This window comes from Rhodocyclaceae bacterium (assembly GCA_020248265.1).
In the GTDB taxonomy this organism is placed as follows: Bacteria; Pseudomonadota; Gammaproteobacteria; order Burkholderiales; family CAIKXV01; genus CAIKXV01.
Genome location: JADCHX010000008.1, coordinates 206,825 through 222,545 on the forward strand (window position 1 = coordinate 206,825; position 15,721 = coordinate 222,545).

The 15,721-nt window shown below is 68.1% G+C and carries 11 protein-coding genes; 5 read left to right on the top strand and 6 right to left on the bottom strand.

Annotation, left to right across the window (positions count from 1 at the left end):
* Positions 1-20: 20 nt before the first annotated feature.
* The 4 genes from ING98_09410 (at position 21) to ING98_09425 (ending at position 4,530) form a co-directional block, all read left to right on the top strand.
* Positions 21-1,430 (top strand): MmgE/PrpD family protein, encoded by a 1,410-nt coding sequence (locus ING98_09410; protein ID MCA3102080.1) that lies wholly within the window; start codon positions 21-23, stop codon positions 1,428-1,430.
* Between the two features lie 111 nt (positions 1,431-1,541).
* Positions 1,542-2,537 (top strand): tripartite tricarboxylate transporter substrate binding protein, encoded by a 996-nt coding sequence (locus ING98_09415; protein MCA3102081.1) that lies wholly within the window; start codon positions 1,542-1,544, stop codon positions 2,535-2,537.
* A gap of 73 nt (positions 2,538-2,610) precedes the next feature.
* Complete coding sequence (locus ING98_09420) at positions 2,611-3,531, top strand: arginase family protein (GenBank protein ID MCA3102082.1); 921 nt, start codon at positions 2,611-2,613, stop codon at positions 3,529-3,531.
* A gap of 18 nt (positions 3,532-3,549) precedes the next feature.
* Positions 3,550-4,530 (top strand): hypothetical protein, encoded by a 981-nt coding sequence (locus ING98_09425; protein MCA3102083.1) that lies wholly within the window; start codon positions 3,550-3,552, stop codon positions 4,528-4,530.
* Positions 4,531-4,542: 12 nt separating this feature from the next.
* Here the strand turns inward: ING98_09425 and ING98_09430 are convergent, their stop codons facing one another.
* Genes ING98_09430 through ING98_09440 form a run of 3 tightly spaced genes read right to left on the bottom strand, consistent with a single transcriptional unit; the run spans position 4,543 to position 10,560 of the window.
* Positions 4,543-6,021 carry an efflux transporter outer membrane subunit gene (locus ING98_09430; protein ID MCA3102084.1) on the bottom strand — a complete coding sequence of 493 codons (1,479 nt, stop codon included), beginning with the start codon at positions 6,019-6,021 and terminating at the stop codon, positions 4,543-4,545.
* Positions 6,018-7,337 (bottom strand): efflux RND transporter periplasmic adaptor subunit, encoded by a 1,320-nt coding sequence (locus tag ING98_09435; protein MCA3102085.1) that lies wholly within the window; start codon positions 7,335-7,337, stop codon positions 6,018-6,020. The genes ING98_09430 and ING98_09435 overlap by 4 nt, the downstream gene beginning before the upstream one ends.
* Before the next feature lie 37 nt (positions 7,338-7,374).
* On the bottom strand, positions 7,375-10,560 hold the full coding sequence (locus ING98_09440) for an efflux RND transporter permease subunit (GenBank protein MCA3102086.1): 3,186 nt from the start codon (positions 10,558-10,560) through the stop codon (positions 7,375-7,377).
* Between the two features lie 226 nt (positions 10,561-10,786).
* On the opposite strand from ING98_09440, the gene ING98_09445 reads away from it, so the two are divergent.
* On the top strand, positions 10,787-11,719 hold the full coding sequence (locus tag ING98_09445; protein ID MCA3102087.1) for a TRAP transporter substrate-binding protein: 933 nt from the start codon (positions 10,787-10,789) through the stop codon (positions 11,717-11,719).
* Positions 11,720-11,801: 82 nt separating this feature from the next.
* On the opposite strand, the gene ING98_09450 is transcribed toward ING98_09445, so the two are convergent.
* From ING98_09450 to ING98_09460, 3 genes are read right to left on the bottom strand one after another with little or no spacing between them, the layout of a single operon-like run.
* Positions 11,802-13,259 (bottom strand): TrkH family potassium uptake protein, encoded by a 1,458-nt coding sequence (locus ING98_09450; protein ID MCA3102088.1) that lies wholly within the window; start codon positions 13,257-13,259, stop codon positions 11,802-11,804.
* 40 nt (positions 13,260-13,299) lie between these two features.
* Entirely contained in the window at positions 13,300-14,721 is a 1,422-nt protein-coding gene (gene trkA, locus ING98_09455) for a Trk system potassium transporter TrkA (protein ID MCA3102089.1), read from the bottom strand.
* Positions 14,722-14,773: 52 nt separating this feature from the next.
* Complete coding sequence (locus ING98_09460) at positions 14,774-15,607, bottom strand: inositol monophosphatase family protein (GenBank protein MCA3102090.1); 834 nt, start codon at positions 15,605-15,607, stop codon at positions 14,774-14,776.
* Positions 15,608-15,721 lie beyond the last annotated feature (114 nt).

Genomic DNA, 15,721 nt, shown 5'->3' on the forward strand with positions numbered 1-15,721 from the left:
GACGCCGAGAGGGAACAATCATGGGTGTAACCGAAAAGCTTGCACAGTTCATAGTGGAAACGCCTGCCGGGTCCATTCCCCCGGCGGCGATCGCTTCGGCGAAGCTGCGTTTCCTGGATACCCTGGGCGTGACCGTAGCTGGGTCACGGCATGACTCCGCACGGATTGCAAGGGATACGGCGAGCCTGCTCGGTGGCCACGCCCAGGTGACCCTGATCGGACGCCCGGACCGCACGTCGGTCGAGCTCGCCGGATTTGTCAACGGCGTCGCCGCACACGCGCTCGAGTACGACGACTACACGCGCAGGGTGACGCATCTCAGCGCGTCACTCGTACCCGGCGCACTGGCCGTCGCTGAATACGCCGGACTGACCGGCCGACGCATGCTCGAAGGCTTCGTGATCGGCTTCCAGGTCGCGACGCACATTTCCAAGGGGCTGGGTTCCCAGTTGTTCGATCGAGGCTGGCACTCGCCCTGTCTGCTCGGTGCTTTCGGCGTGACCGCTGCCAGTTGCCGCCTGCTCGGCCTTGACGTCATGCAAACCAGGATGGCACTCGGGATCACGGCCTCGGAGGCATCCGGCATCCGCAAGAACGTCGGCTCGATGGGCAAGGCCTTTCATGTGGGCCATGCCGTTCGTTGCGGGATCTTCTCTGCGCTGTTGGCCAGTCGCGGATTCAAGGTCGACCCGGATGCCATTGAAGGCGTCGACGACGGCATCGATGGCCATGTCCGGTTCGGACTGGCCGAAACCTTCAACGGCGCGGGCAACTACAGCCTGGAAAAGATGGCGCAGGATCTTGGTCAAGCATGGGAGCTCGCAGACAACACGACCGTCGTCCGGATGCATCCCGGCCACACAGCCGCCTCGTCGGCAATCGACGGGATGGTCGATCTCGCGCAGGCGCATGACCTGTTGCCCGAACAGGTCGAACGCATCGAACTTGAATGCACGACCCAGGCCATGAAGCTGGGTTCATACCGCGAGGCAGATGACGGGCACAAGGCCCGCTTCTGCCTGCCCTACAGCATGGCGATCGCGCTGATCGATCGAAAGGCCGGACTCGATCAGTATACGGATCAACGTGTGCGCTCTGCCGACGTACAAGCCCTGATGCGCCGGGTGGACGTTCGAGTCCCAGCCGATCTGAAACATCACCACGGTGCGTGGACCGGCGGCGTCAACTGGGGGGAAATGCGACTTTCAGTAAGCCTCAAGGATGGCAGGCGACTGTCCGTTGCGCGGTCATCCGCCCGCGGTTGGCCGGAGCAGCCAGCCACGTGGGGCGACATTGCAGGCAAGTACGAGGAGTGCTGCACCGGCATCCTCGATCCCGTGCAGGTCAAGGCCAGCATCGAGCAGGTCGGCATTCTCGAAGACGCCGCGAGCCTTCAGCCGCTCGTTCGGTCCCTCTGCGCGACCGCTTGAACAATGAGGAATCAACGAGAGAAATCGGGAGGCCGCTGCCGTGGCGCCTTGCCCGGCCGCGCCCTGCGCGCAATACTCGGCGCTTCCAACGGTCGCAGGCGAGGCACAGCGGTGCTCGGACACTATAGTCAATGGAAGGGCGTCCGCGCCCGGGTTGCACTGGCCGCAGCCGTGCTGTGCGCAACGTCGTACCTGCCTGCCGCGGCCGCGCAGGCCTGGCCCGACCGGCCAGTACGGATGGTCGTACCGTTCTCCGCCGGCGGCAGCTCCGACGTGATCGCCCGTATCGTCGGCGCGCGTATCACCGACACGTTGCGCCAGCCGGTGATCATCGACACCCGGCCCGGCGCGGGCACCTCCATCGGCAATGCAGTGGTGGCGCGGGCCAATCCCGACGGTTACACGCTGCTGCTTGCCGACACCGCGTTCCCGGCGTCCTCCAGCGTGCTGCAGAACCTGCCGTACGATCCGGTGAAGGACTTCGCGCCGGTCGGCCTGCTCGGCACCTCGGCGCAGTACCTGTTCAGCGGTCGCGGCCGGCATCGCGATGCGCAGTCGCTGGCCGTGGCTGCCCGCGCGAAGCCGGGGCAGGTGACCATCGGTTCCGGCGGCAACGGCGCCACCACCCACTTCATGGTCGAGCTGTTCAAGCGGGCTGCAGGCGTCGATATCGTGCACGTGCCGTACAAGGGCTCCGCCCCGGCACTGGCCGATGCCGCCGGTGGCCAGGTCGATGCGGTGTTCTCGACCTTCGCCTCGGCCGCAGCGTTGGCCGGCGCGGGCAAGCTGCAGGTGCTGGCGATCGCCGCCCTGCGCCGGCATCCGTCGCAGCCGGATGTGCCGACCTTCGCCGAACTGGGCATCAAGGGCATGGTGTCCGACCACTGGTGGGGCGTGATCGCCCCCGGTGCGACGCCGAAGGCGGTGATCCAGTCGATCAATGCCGAACTGGTGCGGGTGGTGGCCACGCCCGAAGCGAAGGAGCGCTTCCCGACGCTGGCGGTCGACCCGAAGTCGAGCACCCCGGCCGAGTTCGGCAAGATCATCGAGGGCGACCTGGCTCTCTTCCGGCGCATCGCGCGCGAAGCGAACATCAAGGCAGACTGAGTTGAACGACCCGAAATCGAATACCCCATCGTCCGTGTCGCTGAAGGATCTGTGCAGCGGCCCGAACACCTTCATGGGCGTGCCCTACGCGACCGAGATCGCCGGTGCCCATGCGGCGGTGCTCGGCATCCCCTTCGACGTGGGTACGCATGCGTTCCGCGTCGGCGCGCGCCAGGGCCCGACCTCGATCCGCGAGCAGTCGCGGCTGATGCGCCACTGGAACCCGGAGTTCGCCGACTTCCCGGTCGCCGAGAAGCTCGGCCTGGTCGACGTGGGCGACGTGAAGCTGGTGCCGTCGAAGACGCATGCGGCGTTCGCGCAGATCGAGGCCGCGGTCGGCGCGATCGTCGACGGTGGCGCGGTGCCGATCACCATGGGTGCGGACGGCAGCATCTCGCTGCCGGTGATCCGCGCGGTCGGCCGGCGCCACCGCGGCATGGCGGTGCTGCACATCGATTCGCATACCGACAGCGCGCTGCCGCCCGGGCCGGACGAACACAACGCGGGCACGCAGTTCCACTATGCAGCGGTCGAGGAACTGGTCGATACCACCAACAGCTGGCATGTCGGCGTGCGCGGCACGGTGTTCCGGCCCGGTGGCTTCGGTCACACGAACGAGCTCGGCTACAACATCGTCACGATGAACCAGCTGATGGCACGCGGCATCCCGGCGGTGATGGCCGACCTGCGGCAGAAGCTGGAAGGCCGGCCGGTCTACCTGTGCCTCGACATGGATGCGTTCGACCCGTCGTGTGCGCCCGGTGTCTGTGCGCCGAGCTGGGGCGGCCTGTCTGCGCGCGAGGGCATCGACATGTTCCGCCGGCTGCACGGCCTGGACATCGTCGCGGTCGACGTGAACACGGTGAGCCCGCCGCACGATGTGTCCGGCATGGCGGCGTTCCTGGCGGCGAACATGATGTTCGAGGGCATGATGCTGGTGGCCGCGCGCCGGTTCCCCGGCGAGGTGCGCCGCTTCGAACTGGCTGGCGCCTGAGGACAGGCTGAGCACACCATGATCGTACCCGCCTACTGGGCCGAGGCCCGAGTGCAGCAGCGTGCCGGCGACCGGCAGGTCACGGTGCGCCGCTTCGGCTGGTCCGATGCAGGCCAGGACGATGCGCAGGCGATGGCCGATGCGCGCGCGGCGGAAGCGATGCAGCGCATCGTCGCCGGCGAGCCGCTTCCGAAGCGCGAACCGAAGATGCCGTACAACGGCGCGGCAGGCGTGCCGATCCGCGAGGAGATCACCGGCCGCCAGGGCCGCGTGGTGGTCACCCGCAACAGCTATGGCGCACGCTGCCTGAACGTGCCCGACGTGCTGTTCGCGGATATCGATTTCGAGGCACGCTCGCCCTGGCGGGCGAGCCTGGTCCTGCTGGCGGTGCTCGCGCTGGGCGCGGTGTGCGCCGGTCTGGTCCAGCAGTCATGGCTGCTGTTCGGCCTGCTGCTGTCGGTGTCGCTGGTGGTGTTCGCGCCGCTGGCTGCGTTCGCCGTGCGCCTGTATGTGCGGTGGCGCGGCGGCCCGGAGCCGGCCGCGCTGCACCGGATCGAATGCTTCCTTGCGGCGAACCCTGGATGGAACCTGCGTACCTACCGCACGCCGGCCGGGCTGCGGGTAATCGCGACCCATCGCACCTTCGACCCCGCCGACCCGGAGGCGCTGAAGTTCTTCCAGGCTGTCGATGCCGACCCGGTCTATGTGCGGATGTGCCTGAACCAGCGCTGCTTCCGTGCGCGCGTGACCGCCAAGCCGTGGCGCATCGGCATCGAAGACCGCCTGCGGCCGCGGCCCGGCGTGTGGCCGGTGGATGCCGCGCGGCTGCCGGCGCGCACGGCATGGATCGATGGTTACGAAGCGAAGGCCGCGGCCTTCGCGGCCTGCCGATTTGTCACGACCGTGGGCGGTGGCGCGGTCGATCCGGCGGTGGCGCCGGTGGTCGCGCTGCACGACGAACTGTGCCGCGCGACCGTGCCGGGCCTGCCGATCGCCTGAGCGGGCGCAGCCTCAGGGGGTAGACGTGGGGACGGACTTGGACGCGGCTTTTTCGAACCCCTGCCAGTCGCCGCCGAGCGCCTTCACCAGGAACACCGAGGCGAGCATGCGCTGGCCGAGCAGCTGTGCCGCCAGCCGTTCTGCGTTGAGCTGCAACTGCTGCGCGACGATCACGTCGAGCGAGGTTGCGATGCCGCCCTCGTAGCGGGCGGTCGCGATGTCGAATACCCGGTTGGCGCTGGCCACTGCCTTCAGCGCCTGCGCATGCGCGCGTTCGAGCGCAGCCAGGCCGAGGATGCCGTCCTCGGCCTCCTGCATCGCGGTCAGCACGACGCGCCGGTAGTTGCCGACCGCGATGTCGTAGCCAGCCTGCGCGCTCGCCGACAGCCCACGCAGGCGTCCGCCGTCGAAGATCGGCTGGGCGAGGCTCGCGCCGATCGACCAGACCATGCTGGGTACCGTGAACAGGCTGGACAGGTCGCGGCTCTGTCCGCCAAAGGTGCTGCCGAGCACGATGCTCGGATAGAACGCAGCCTCTACGATACCCACCTGCGCGTTGGCCACGGCCATCGCGCGCTCGGCGGCCGCCACGTCGGGACGCCGTTCGAGCAGGTCCGATGGCACGCCGATCGGAACCACTGGCGGATTGAGCGGATGCGCCTGCGGCGGCAGCGAGAACAGCGGTGCCGGCGTGCCGGTGAGCGTCGCGATCGCGTGTTCGAACTGGCTGCGCTGCCGGCGCAGCAGGTCGACCTGCGTCAGTGTGCTGTCGACCAGCGCCTGCTGCTGCGCGATGTCCAGGCCCGACGCCGCACCGAGTTCATGCCTCGAACGTGCGAGCGACAGCGAACGCTGCTGCAGGGCGATCGAGCGCGCGAGCACGTCCAGTTCGATATCGACCGCGCGCAGGTTGAAATAGGCCGTGGAGAGATCGGCCGACAGCAGCAGGCGCGCATTCTCGAAGTCGGCAGCCGACTGCGCCGCATTGGCGCGCGCCCCCTCGATCGATCGCTGCACCCGGCCGGCAAAGTCGACCTCGTAGGACACCGAGAGCACGGCCAGGTAGTCGTCCTGCACCGTCGTGAACTGGCGCTGTGCATAGTTGGTCAGCGGCCGGTTGCTGGAGATGCGCAGCCGCTGGTCGCGCAGCGCAGCGGCTACCTGCGGGTAACGCGCCGACAGCGCGGTCTCGAGCAGCGCGCCGGTCTGCGCGAGTCGCGCGGCGGCGATCTCCAGCGTGGCGCTGTCGCGCATCGCCCGGCCCTGCAGGTCGTCGAGCGTCGGATCGCCGAAGCGCTGCCACCACGGGCCCTTCGCTGCGCCGTCATCCGGCGTGCCTGCACGGAACGGCGCCTCGACCTTCCAGCCCTCGGGCATCGCCAGCGCCGGGCGCCTGTAGTCAGGGCCGGCGGTACACCCGGGCAGCAGCGCGGCCAGTGCGAGCAGCGTGCGCCGGCGCAGTCGATCCGGTCGGCGACGCACCGTTCTCATGACTTCGGCTGCCCCTGCGCCGTGCCCTTGCCGGCTGCCTTCTCCGCATCCTTGCCGGTCGCCTTGTCGGGCGCACCCTTGCCGGCGGCGCCCTTCGCGCCGTCACGGCCACCGGGCGGCACCGTGACGATGGTCACCTTGTCGCCCTCGCCGATCGAATCGGACGGGTTCATCACGACCCGGTCGCCCGTCGTGATGCCTTCCAGGATTTCGACCGTCGGACCGAAGTTGCGGCCGATCCGCACCGGGCGCAGCTTGACGACGCCATCGGCGCCGACCACTGCGACCCGCACGCCTTCGGCACGGAACATCAGCGTGTTCGTCTCGACCGTCGTCGCCTGGCTCGCCTTCAGCGGCAGCGCGACCTGGATGAACGCGCCCGGCATCAGCGCGCCGTCCGGGTTGGGCAGGTTCACTTCCACCTGCATCGTGCGCGTGGCGGGGTCGATCGCCGACGAGGTACGCACCACCTTGCCGGCGAACACCCGGCCCTGCAACTCGATCTGGGTGACCTTCACCTCCTGGCCGGCGCGCACCAGGTGCGCGTAGCTCTGCGGTACCGAGATGAAGGCGCGCAGCGTCTCGGTCTGGGTCAGCACGAACAGCGCACGGGCGGCACCGCCGCCAGCGTCGATCAGGTCGCCGACATCGACGCTGCGCCGGGTGATCACGCCGGAGAACGGTGCGACCACCCGCTTGAAGCTCTCCAGCTGGCGCAGCCGCACGATGTTCGCATCCGCGGCGGCCAGATTGGCGCGGGCCTGCACCTCGTTGCTACGCCGCTCGTCGAGTTCCTGCTGCGAGACGGCGTCCTTCCGGCGCAGGGCCTCCCAGCGTTCGAGCGAACTCGTGGCGAGCGCCAGGCTGGCGGCGGTCTGTTCGCGCGCGGCCAGCGCCTGGATCAGTTGCTGGTCGATCTCGGGCGTGTCGATCTCGGCGAGCAGGTCGCCGGCCTTCACCCGGCTGCCGATGTCGCGGTGCCAGCGCTTCACGTAGCCACTGGCGCGTGCGCCGATCGGCGACTGGGTGTAGCCCTGCAGCGTGCCGGGCAGGGTCACTGTCTGGCCGGCGTCCGAGGTCTTCGGCTGGGTCACCCGCACATAGACCTTGGACAGGTCGGCGATGCTGGCTTCCAGCGCACTGGCGTTCGTGTTCCGGATCACCACCGCGCGGCCGGCGCCCACCGCGAGCAGCAGCACGACGATGAAGGCCAGCCACTTGCCGCGCCGGACGACCGCGCGCCGCTGCATCAGGTCGGCGGGGTCGGTGTCCTCGATCGGATGTATCGCGAGGTCGTGGTGGCGTTGTTCAGGCATGAAGACGAGGCTCCGTGTGTCGCTATGCCGCTGCAGGTCAGGTGCCGACTGGCGCGGGCGAAGACGGCGGCCCGGCATCGCCGGCCGCGTTGCCGGTGCCGGTGCGCGCGGCCTTGCGCCGGGCGATGCGCTGGTGGACGTCGGCGAACAGCACCGGCACGAAGAACAGCGTGGACACGGTGGCGAGCAGCAGGCCGCCGATCACCGCGCGGCCGAGCGGCGCATTCTGCTCGGCGCCTTCGCCGATGCCCAGCGCCATCGGCACCATGCCGATGACCATCGCCAGCGCGGTCATCAGCACCGGGCGGATGCGGGTGGCACCGGCCTCCAGCGCCGCCGACAGCGGCGGCACCCCGGCCGCCAGCCGGTCGCGCGCGAACGACACCACCAGGATGCTGTTGGCGGTGGCCACGCCCATCGTCATGATCGCGCCAGTGAGCGCCGGCACGCTCAGCGTGGTGCCGGTGATGAACAGCATCCAGGCGATGCCTCCGAGCGCCGCGGGCAGCGCCATGATGATGATGAAGGCGTCGGTCCACGACTGGAAGTTGACCACGATCAGCAGGTAGACCAGCACGATCGCCATCGCCAGGCCCACGCCCAGGCCGAGGAACGACTCCTGCATGGTCAGCACCTGGCCGCGGATCGTGACGTCGCTGCCGCGCGGCAGCTTCGGACGGATCTCATCGACCTTCTTCTCGACCTGGCGCGCGACCGAGGCCAGGTCGGTGCCCTGCACGCTCACGTAGACATCGACCACCGGCGACAGGTTGTAGCGCGAGACGATCGACAGGCTGCGCCCCGGTCGCGCCTCGACCAGGTTGCCCAGCACCTGCGGTGCGCTGCCGGCCAGGCTGCCGACGCCTGCTGCACCGACCGGGATGTTGAGCAGGCCGTCGAGCGAATCGATGCTGTACTGCGGCGCCGACATCTGCACGCTGTACACCACGCCGTTGGCCGGGTTGAGCCAGAACGCCGGGGCTGTCTGCGCGCTGCCCGAGAGCGAGATCAGCACGTTCTGGCCGACGTTGAAGGCGGTCATGCCCACCTGCTGCAGCCGCGCGCGGTCCATGCGCAGGTCGATGGCCGGGTTGTCGAGCCGCTGGTGCACATGCACGTCGACTGCGCCCGGGATCTGCCGGATCGACTTCACCAGTTCGCCGGCCAGCGCCGCGTTCTGCTCCATGCGTGCGCCGGAGAACTGGATGTCGATCGCCGCCGGCAGGCCGAAGTTCAGGATCTGGGTGACGATGTCCGCAGGCTGGAAGAAGAACTCGACGCCGGGGAACCGCTTCGGCAGTTCCAGGCGCAACTGGCTGATGATCTCGTCGGTAGGCCGGTGGCCCTTCTTCAGCGCGATCAGCACTTCCGCGTCGAAGGTGCCGATGGTGCCGGCGTTGCTGTAGGACAGGTTGATGCCGCTGTTGGGCACGCCGATGTTGTCGAGGATGGTCTCGAGCTCTTCCGGCGGGACCATCTCGCGGATCGCCGTCTCGACCTGGTCGGCGATGCGCGCGGTCTGCTCGATGCGTGTACCGGTGGGTGCGCGCAGGTGCAGCCGGATCTGCCCTGCGTCGACCGACGGAAAGAAGTCCTGGCCGAGGAACGGGAACAGCAGGCAGGACAGCGCACAGAAGCCGAGGAACACCACGGCGAAGGTCTTGCGCGAGGCCAGCGCGGCCGACAGCGTGATGGTGTATGCGCGGCGCACATGCTCGAATCTCTGGTCGAAGCCGCGGTAGACCCGCTGCAGCAGGCTCGGCCGGGCGCCGGCGGGCTCAGCCCTGCCGTGCACATCGCGCATCAGCAGCATCACCATCGTCGGCACCAGCGTGCGCGACAGGATGTAGGACGCGATCATCGCGAACACCACCGCCTCGGCCAGCGGCACGAACAGGAAGCGCGCGACGCCGGACAGGAAGAACATCGGCACGAACACGATGCAGATGCACAGCGTGGCGACGAAGGCCGGCACGCCGATCTCGCCGGCGCCGACGAGGATCGCCTCTTCCAGCGGCTTGCCCAGGTGCAGGTGGCGCTCGATGTTCTCGATCGTCACGATCGCCTGGTCGACCAGGATGCCCACCGACAGCGCGAGGCCACCCAGCGTCATCAGGTTCAGCGTCTCGCCCAGGATGTGCAGCATGATGATCGAGGCCAGGATCGACAGCGGGATGGTCATCGCGATGATCACCGTGCTGCGCCAGTTACCCAGGAACAGCAGCACCATCAGTGCGGTGAGGCCGGCGGCGATCAGCGCCTCGACCACCACGGCGTTCACCGCCGCCTTGACGAACACCGACTGGTCGAACAGTGGCGTGACCTTGATGTCTTCCGGCAGGATCTTCACCGCCTTGGGCAGCATCGCGAGCAGGTCGTTCACGATGTCGACCGTCGACGCGCCACCGTTCTTCAGCACCGACAGCAGCACGCCGCGGTTGCCGTCCTGGCGCACGACGTTGGTCTGCGGCGAGAAGCCGTCGCGCACCGCTGCGACATCGCGCAGGTAGACCGTGGTGCCGCCGGTGGTGCGCACCGGCAGTTCGCCCAGCCCGGTGATTGCATCCGGCGAGCTGTTCATCTTCACGCTGTATTCGGTGTCGCCGAACTTCGCGGTGCCGGCCGGCAGGATCAGGTTCTGGGCGTTGACCGCATTCACCACGTCGGCCGGCGCGAGCCCGCGCGCCTGCAGCGCCGGGATGTCCAGGTCGACCGACACCACGCGGATCTTGCCGCCGTACGGGAACGGGATCGCCGCGCCCGGGATGGTCACCAGCTGCGGGCGCAGCTGGGTCACCGCGGCGTCGAATACCGCCTGCTCGGGCAGCGTCGGGCTCGACAGCGCGAGCTGCACCACCGGGATGCTCGAGGCCGAATACTTGATGATCAGCGGCGGCGTGATGCCCGGGGGCAGCTGGCGCACCTGCGGCTGCACCGCCGCCACCACCTGCGCGAGCGCGGTCTGGATGTTCGCACCCTGCTGGAAGAAGATCTTCAGCACCGAGACGCCAGTGAGCGACACCGATTCGATGTGCGCGATGTCGCTGACGGTGGTCGTCAGGCCGCGCTCGGTGGTGTTGGCCACGCGCTGGCCCATCTCCTGTGCCGACAGCCCGTTGTAGGTCCAGATGATGCTGACCACCGGGATGTCGATCTCGGGAAAGATGTCCGTCGCCATGTTGCGCAGGACGAACGGTGTGGCGAGCAGGATCAGCAGCGCCATCACGATGAACGTGTACGGCCGCCTGAGCGCGAGCCCGACGACGGAGAAGGTCGAGGGGGCTGGGGCAGGCGTCGGTTCGTTCACCGGGGCATTCTAGACCCAACGCTCCGGGGAACGCACGCTTTCCTCGGCGCATGGCTGCGTCGGGCAGCTCATCGCTTTGCGATAGCATCCATTGCTTGCAGTTCGTCAACCCGGCGCGTACACCACACGAGAGGAGGCTGCGATGGCGCAGTCGAACACACCGATCCGCATCCGCTTCGGCGGCTACCAGATGCCGGCGTCGATCCACAACCAGGCGGCACGGCGCTTCGGCGAACGGCTCATCGCGCGCCTGGGCGAGGATCGCGTGCAGTTCGAACTCATCGGCAACGTGCTCGACCTCGGGCGGCTATCCGGCGACCTGCCGTCGATGGTCGAGAGCGGCGAACTCGAGGCCTGCTACATCTCGTCGGTGCGCTTCACCCGGCCTGTGCCCGAGTTCGGCGCGCTCGAGCTGCCGTTCATCGTGCGCGACCGGCCGACGGTGCATGCGGCGTTCGACGGCGAACTCGGTGCGCTGCTCGAGGCCGGCATGCATGCGAATACAGGCGTGCGGTTGCTCGGCCTCTGGGACAACGGCTTCCGCCACCTGTCGAACAAGGTGCGCCCGATCCGCACGCCGGCCGACTGCCGGGGGCTGACCATCCGCACCCAGATGAGCGCGCTGCACGAAGAGCTGTTCGCCGCGCTGGGCTTCGTTCCTATCCCGGTCGACGTGAAGGAGTTCGTCGAGCAGGTCGCAGGCCCGCGCTTCGATGCGCAGGAGAATCCCCTGACCAACACCTACAACTTCGGCGTGCAGGACTACCACCGCTACATGACCCTGACCGGCCACCTGTTCGGTGGCACCGCGTTCATCCTGAACGCGCGGGTATGGAACGGCTGGCCCGCCGACGTGCAGCAGGCCGTGCTCGAAGCCGCCCGCGAGGCGACGGTCTACCAGCGCGAACTGGCCGGCGCCGAGGACGCGTTCGTGCTGTCCCAGCTAGACCCGGCGAAGAACGAAGTGATCGTACCCACCGCGCATGAACGCCAGGCCTTCATCGACGCCGCCGAACCCGTGATCGCCCGCCACCGCAGCGCCTTCGACCCCAGGATCCTCGCCTGGCTCTCCTGAACTTCCGGGTCTGACCCCAGGGTCAGCCCCCGAGGTCCGGTGGCAGACGCTGGGGTCTGACCCCGGGGTCAGACCCGGGTTTCTATTTGCGCCAGAAGACGGGTGTGAAGACGATCAGCAGGGTGAACAGTTCGAGGCGGCCGAGCAGCATGGCGAAGGTGCAGACCCAGGTCTGGAAGTCGGTCAGGCCCTGGTAGTTGCCGGCCGGGCCGACCTCGCCCAGGCCAGGGCCCGTGTTGTTCACGCTCGCGACCACTGCGGTGAACGCTGTCACCACGTCGAGTTCACTGGCGACAAGCGCCAGCGTGAGGGTGACGATGATCGCGATGTAGACGAACAGGAAGGCCAGCACCGCGAACACGACATGGTTCGGCACCACGGTGCCGCCGAACTTGACCTGTGTGTACGCATTCGGATGCAGGATCCGGATGAACTCTCGATACACCTGCTGGTAGAGGATCGCTGCGCGGACCATCTTGATGCCACCGCCAGTCGATCCGGCGCTGGTGCAGAAGCTCGACAGGAAGAGCATCCACAGGCCGGCAATCATCGGCCACTGCGCATAGTCGGCGTTCACCAGTCCGGTGGTGGTCGCGATCGACACCGTGTTGAATGCCGCGAACCGGAGCGCGGTGGCGAAGTCCGGATAGACCTGCTTCTGCCACAGATACACCGCGATCGCGAGCACGCTGCCGAGCGTGACCATCAGGAACAGCCGCGCCTCCGCGTCTTGGCGGTAGGGCGTTGTCGAACGCGCCCGGAACGCGCCGAAATGGGTGGCGAAATTGATCCCTGCCACCAGCATGAACACGATCGCGACCACCTCGATCGCCACCGAGTCGAAGGCGCCGAAGCTCGCGTCGTAGCTGGAGAAGCCGCCCAGCCCCATGGTCGAGAACATGTGCATCATCGCGTCCAGTGGCTGCATGCCGGCCAGCCAGTAGGCGAGCATGCAGGCGGCCGATACCAGGCCGTACACCAGCCACAAGCCCTTGGCGGTCTCGGCCAGGCGCGGCGTGAGCTTGGTGTCCTTCATCGGCCCTGGTGTCTCCGCCTTGAACAGCTGTCGTCCGCCGACGCCGAGCAGGGGAAGCACCGCGACCGCGAGCACGATCAGGCCCATGCCGCCCATCCAGACGAGCTGGGTGCGCCAGACGTTGATCGACACCGGCAGATTCTCCAGGCCCGTGAGCACTGTCGCGCCCGTGGTCGTGATGCCGGAAACCGTCTCGAAGTAGGCGTCGGTGAAGCTGAGCCCGTCGATCGTGCGCAGCAGCGGCAGCGTCGCGAAGGCCGGCAGCACGGTCCACACCAGGACCACCAGCAGGAAGGCGTCGCGCACTTCGAGCTCGCGCTTGTATCGCGACGTGGCGAGCCATGCGATGCCACCGACACTACAGGTCACCAGCATCGCGACGTCGTATGCGAATACGGCTCCATCGCCGGTCCACCACGAGATCAGCAGCGGGAAGGCCATGGTGGCGCCGAAGATCAGCGTCACCACGCCCAGCGCGTTGACGACCGAAAGGTTGCGCCGCAGTTCGCTGGCGGCGAAGTCCGGCGAGCGGAGCCTGGCCATCCTAGAAGAAGCCTACCCCGACGGAAAACAGCTTCTCGATCTTCGGCACCAGCTGCTTCGATACCGCGAACACGATCACGTGGTCGTTCTTCTCGATCACCGTGTCGTGGTGGGCGATGATCACCGTGTCGTCAGCGCCGATCGGGCAGGCGATCTCGTCGTCGCTCGACGGCACGGCGCGGCGCACGATCGCCGCGATGGTCGCGCCCCTGGGCAGCGCGATGTCCTCGACCCTGCGGCCGACCACCTTCGACGACCGTGTATCGCCGTGGGCGATGATTTCCAGCGCCTCGGCCGCGCCCCTGCGCAGCGAATGCACGGCGGCGCAGTCGCCCCGGCGCACATGGGCGAGCAGCGCGCCGATCGTGGTGTTCGCCGGCGAGATCGCGATGTCGATCTGGCCGCCGTGCACCAGGTCGACGTAGGCGCTGCGGTTGATCAGGGTGATCACGCGCCGCGCCCCCATGCGCTTGGCGAGCAGCGAGGACATGATGTTGTTCTCGTCGTCGTTGGTCAGCGCGCAGAACACGTCCATCTCGCCGACGTGCTCGGTCTCGAGCAGCTCTTCGTCGGTGGAGTCGCCGATCAGGATCAGCGTGCTGTCGAGTTCTTCGGACAGGCGCTCGCCGGCGCGCTTGTTCAGTTCGATCAGCTTCACCTGGTAGCTGGATTCGAGCGCCTTTGCCAGCCGTGAGCCGATGTTGCCGCCACCGGCGATCATCACCCGCCTTACCGGCCGGTCCATCCGGCGCAGCTCGCGCAGCACCGTGCGGATGTTCTCGCGCGCGGCCAGGAAGAACACCTCGTCGCCATGCTCGATCACCGTGTCGCCGGTCGGGATCAGCGGCGAGTCGCCGCGGAAGATCGCGGCCACCCGGCTGTCGACCTCGGGGATGTGCTTGCGGATATCCGACAGCGGGTGGCCGACCATCGGGCCGCCGGTGAAGGCCTTCACCGCCACCAGCCGCACCCGGCCGTTGGCGAAGTCGACCACCTGCAGCGACTCCGGGAACTCGATCAGCTTGGTGATGTAGTCGGTGACTATCTGTTCCGGGCAGATCGTGACGTCGATGGCGAAGTTGTCGCCTTCGAACACCTCGGGGTGGCCGAGGTAGTCCTGCGAGCGGATGCGCGCGATGCGCGTGGGCACATGGAACAGCGTGGCGGCTAGCTTGCAGGCGACCATGTTCGTCTGGTCGCTCTGCGTCACCGCCAGGATCAGGTCGGCGTCGTCGGCCCCGGCGGCGCGCAGGATCGACGGGTGCGCCGCGTTGCCCTCCACGGTGCGCAGGTCGAGATGGTCCGCGAGGTTGCGCAGCCGGTCGCCATCCATGTCGACGATGGTGATGTCGTTCGCCTCGGAGACGAGGCTTTCGGCGACGGTCGAACCGACCTGGCCGGCGCCGAGGATGACGATCTTCATCGGACGTACGTTCCCTGAATGTGCCCGGAAGGGGCTGCCGCCCTGCGGTAGCTCAGGCCGCCGGCCAGTTCGCGCGCAGCCATCCCTTCCACTCCTCGAACACCGTGGGGTCGAGTGCCGCGATCACGGATTTCTCCCAGACCTCGCCGCCCCAGAAGTCGTCGTGGTCGAGCGATGCACAGAGCCCGCCTGCTTCCCGAAAGATCAGCCATCCCGCCGCGTAGTCCCAGAGCTTCTGACCGCCGTGAAGATACACGTCAAATCGGCCGGCTGCCGCATAACACCACTCGAGTGCGCTCGAACCGTAGTTGCGCTGGGAGCAATAGGGAGCCTTCGCGGTCAGCCGGGCGGCCAGCGCCCGGTCGAGGCGCTTGAATTCGATGCCGGCCATCGCCTGGCGCAGCGCGACCGTGCGCCGCTGCAGCGGGAGCGGCGTGCCGTTCAGCCACGCGCCGCAGCCGTCTTCGGCCTGGAACGCCTCGTCGGCGACCGGGTCGTAGATCACGCCGAGCACCGGCCGCCCCGCGCGCACCAGCGCGACCGAGATGCCGAAGCTGGGCAGCCCCACGGTGAAGTTGGACGTGCCGTCGATCGGATCGACGCACCAGAGCGTCTGCGCGCCGTCGCCCCAGGCATCCTGCTGCTCGGCGTGGGTCATCTCTTCGCCGACGAAACCGCAGTCGACCAGTTCGCGCAGCAGCGGTGCCAGCGCATGCTGGGCGGCGATGTCGGCTTCGGTCACCACGCTGCCATCGACCTTGCGCGACTGCCGGGTGTTCAGGAAGCGCGGCATCACTTCGCGGGCCGCGACATCGCGCACCACCGCCACGGTGGCGGCGAGCAGCGCGGACGGCCGGTTGGCGGGGGGAGCGGCCGGGTCGGGCATGGGTGAAGTCACGGCGATGGTGCGATGGATACGATGGGTGCAGACGCTGCGGCGCGGATCGGGCCGTGCGCCGCGGGCGGGTGTGTAGAATCCGACGACTCTACCATTGTGCTG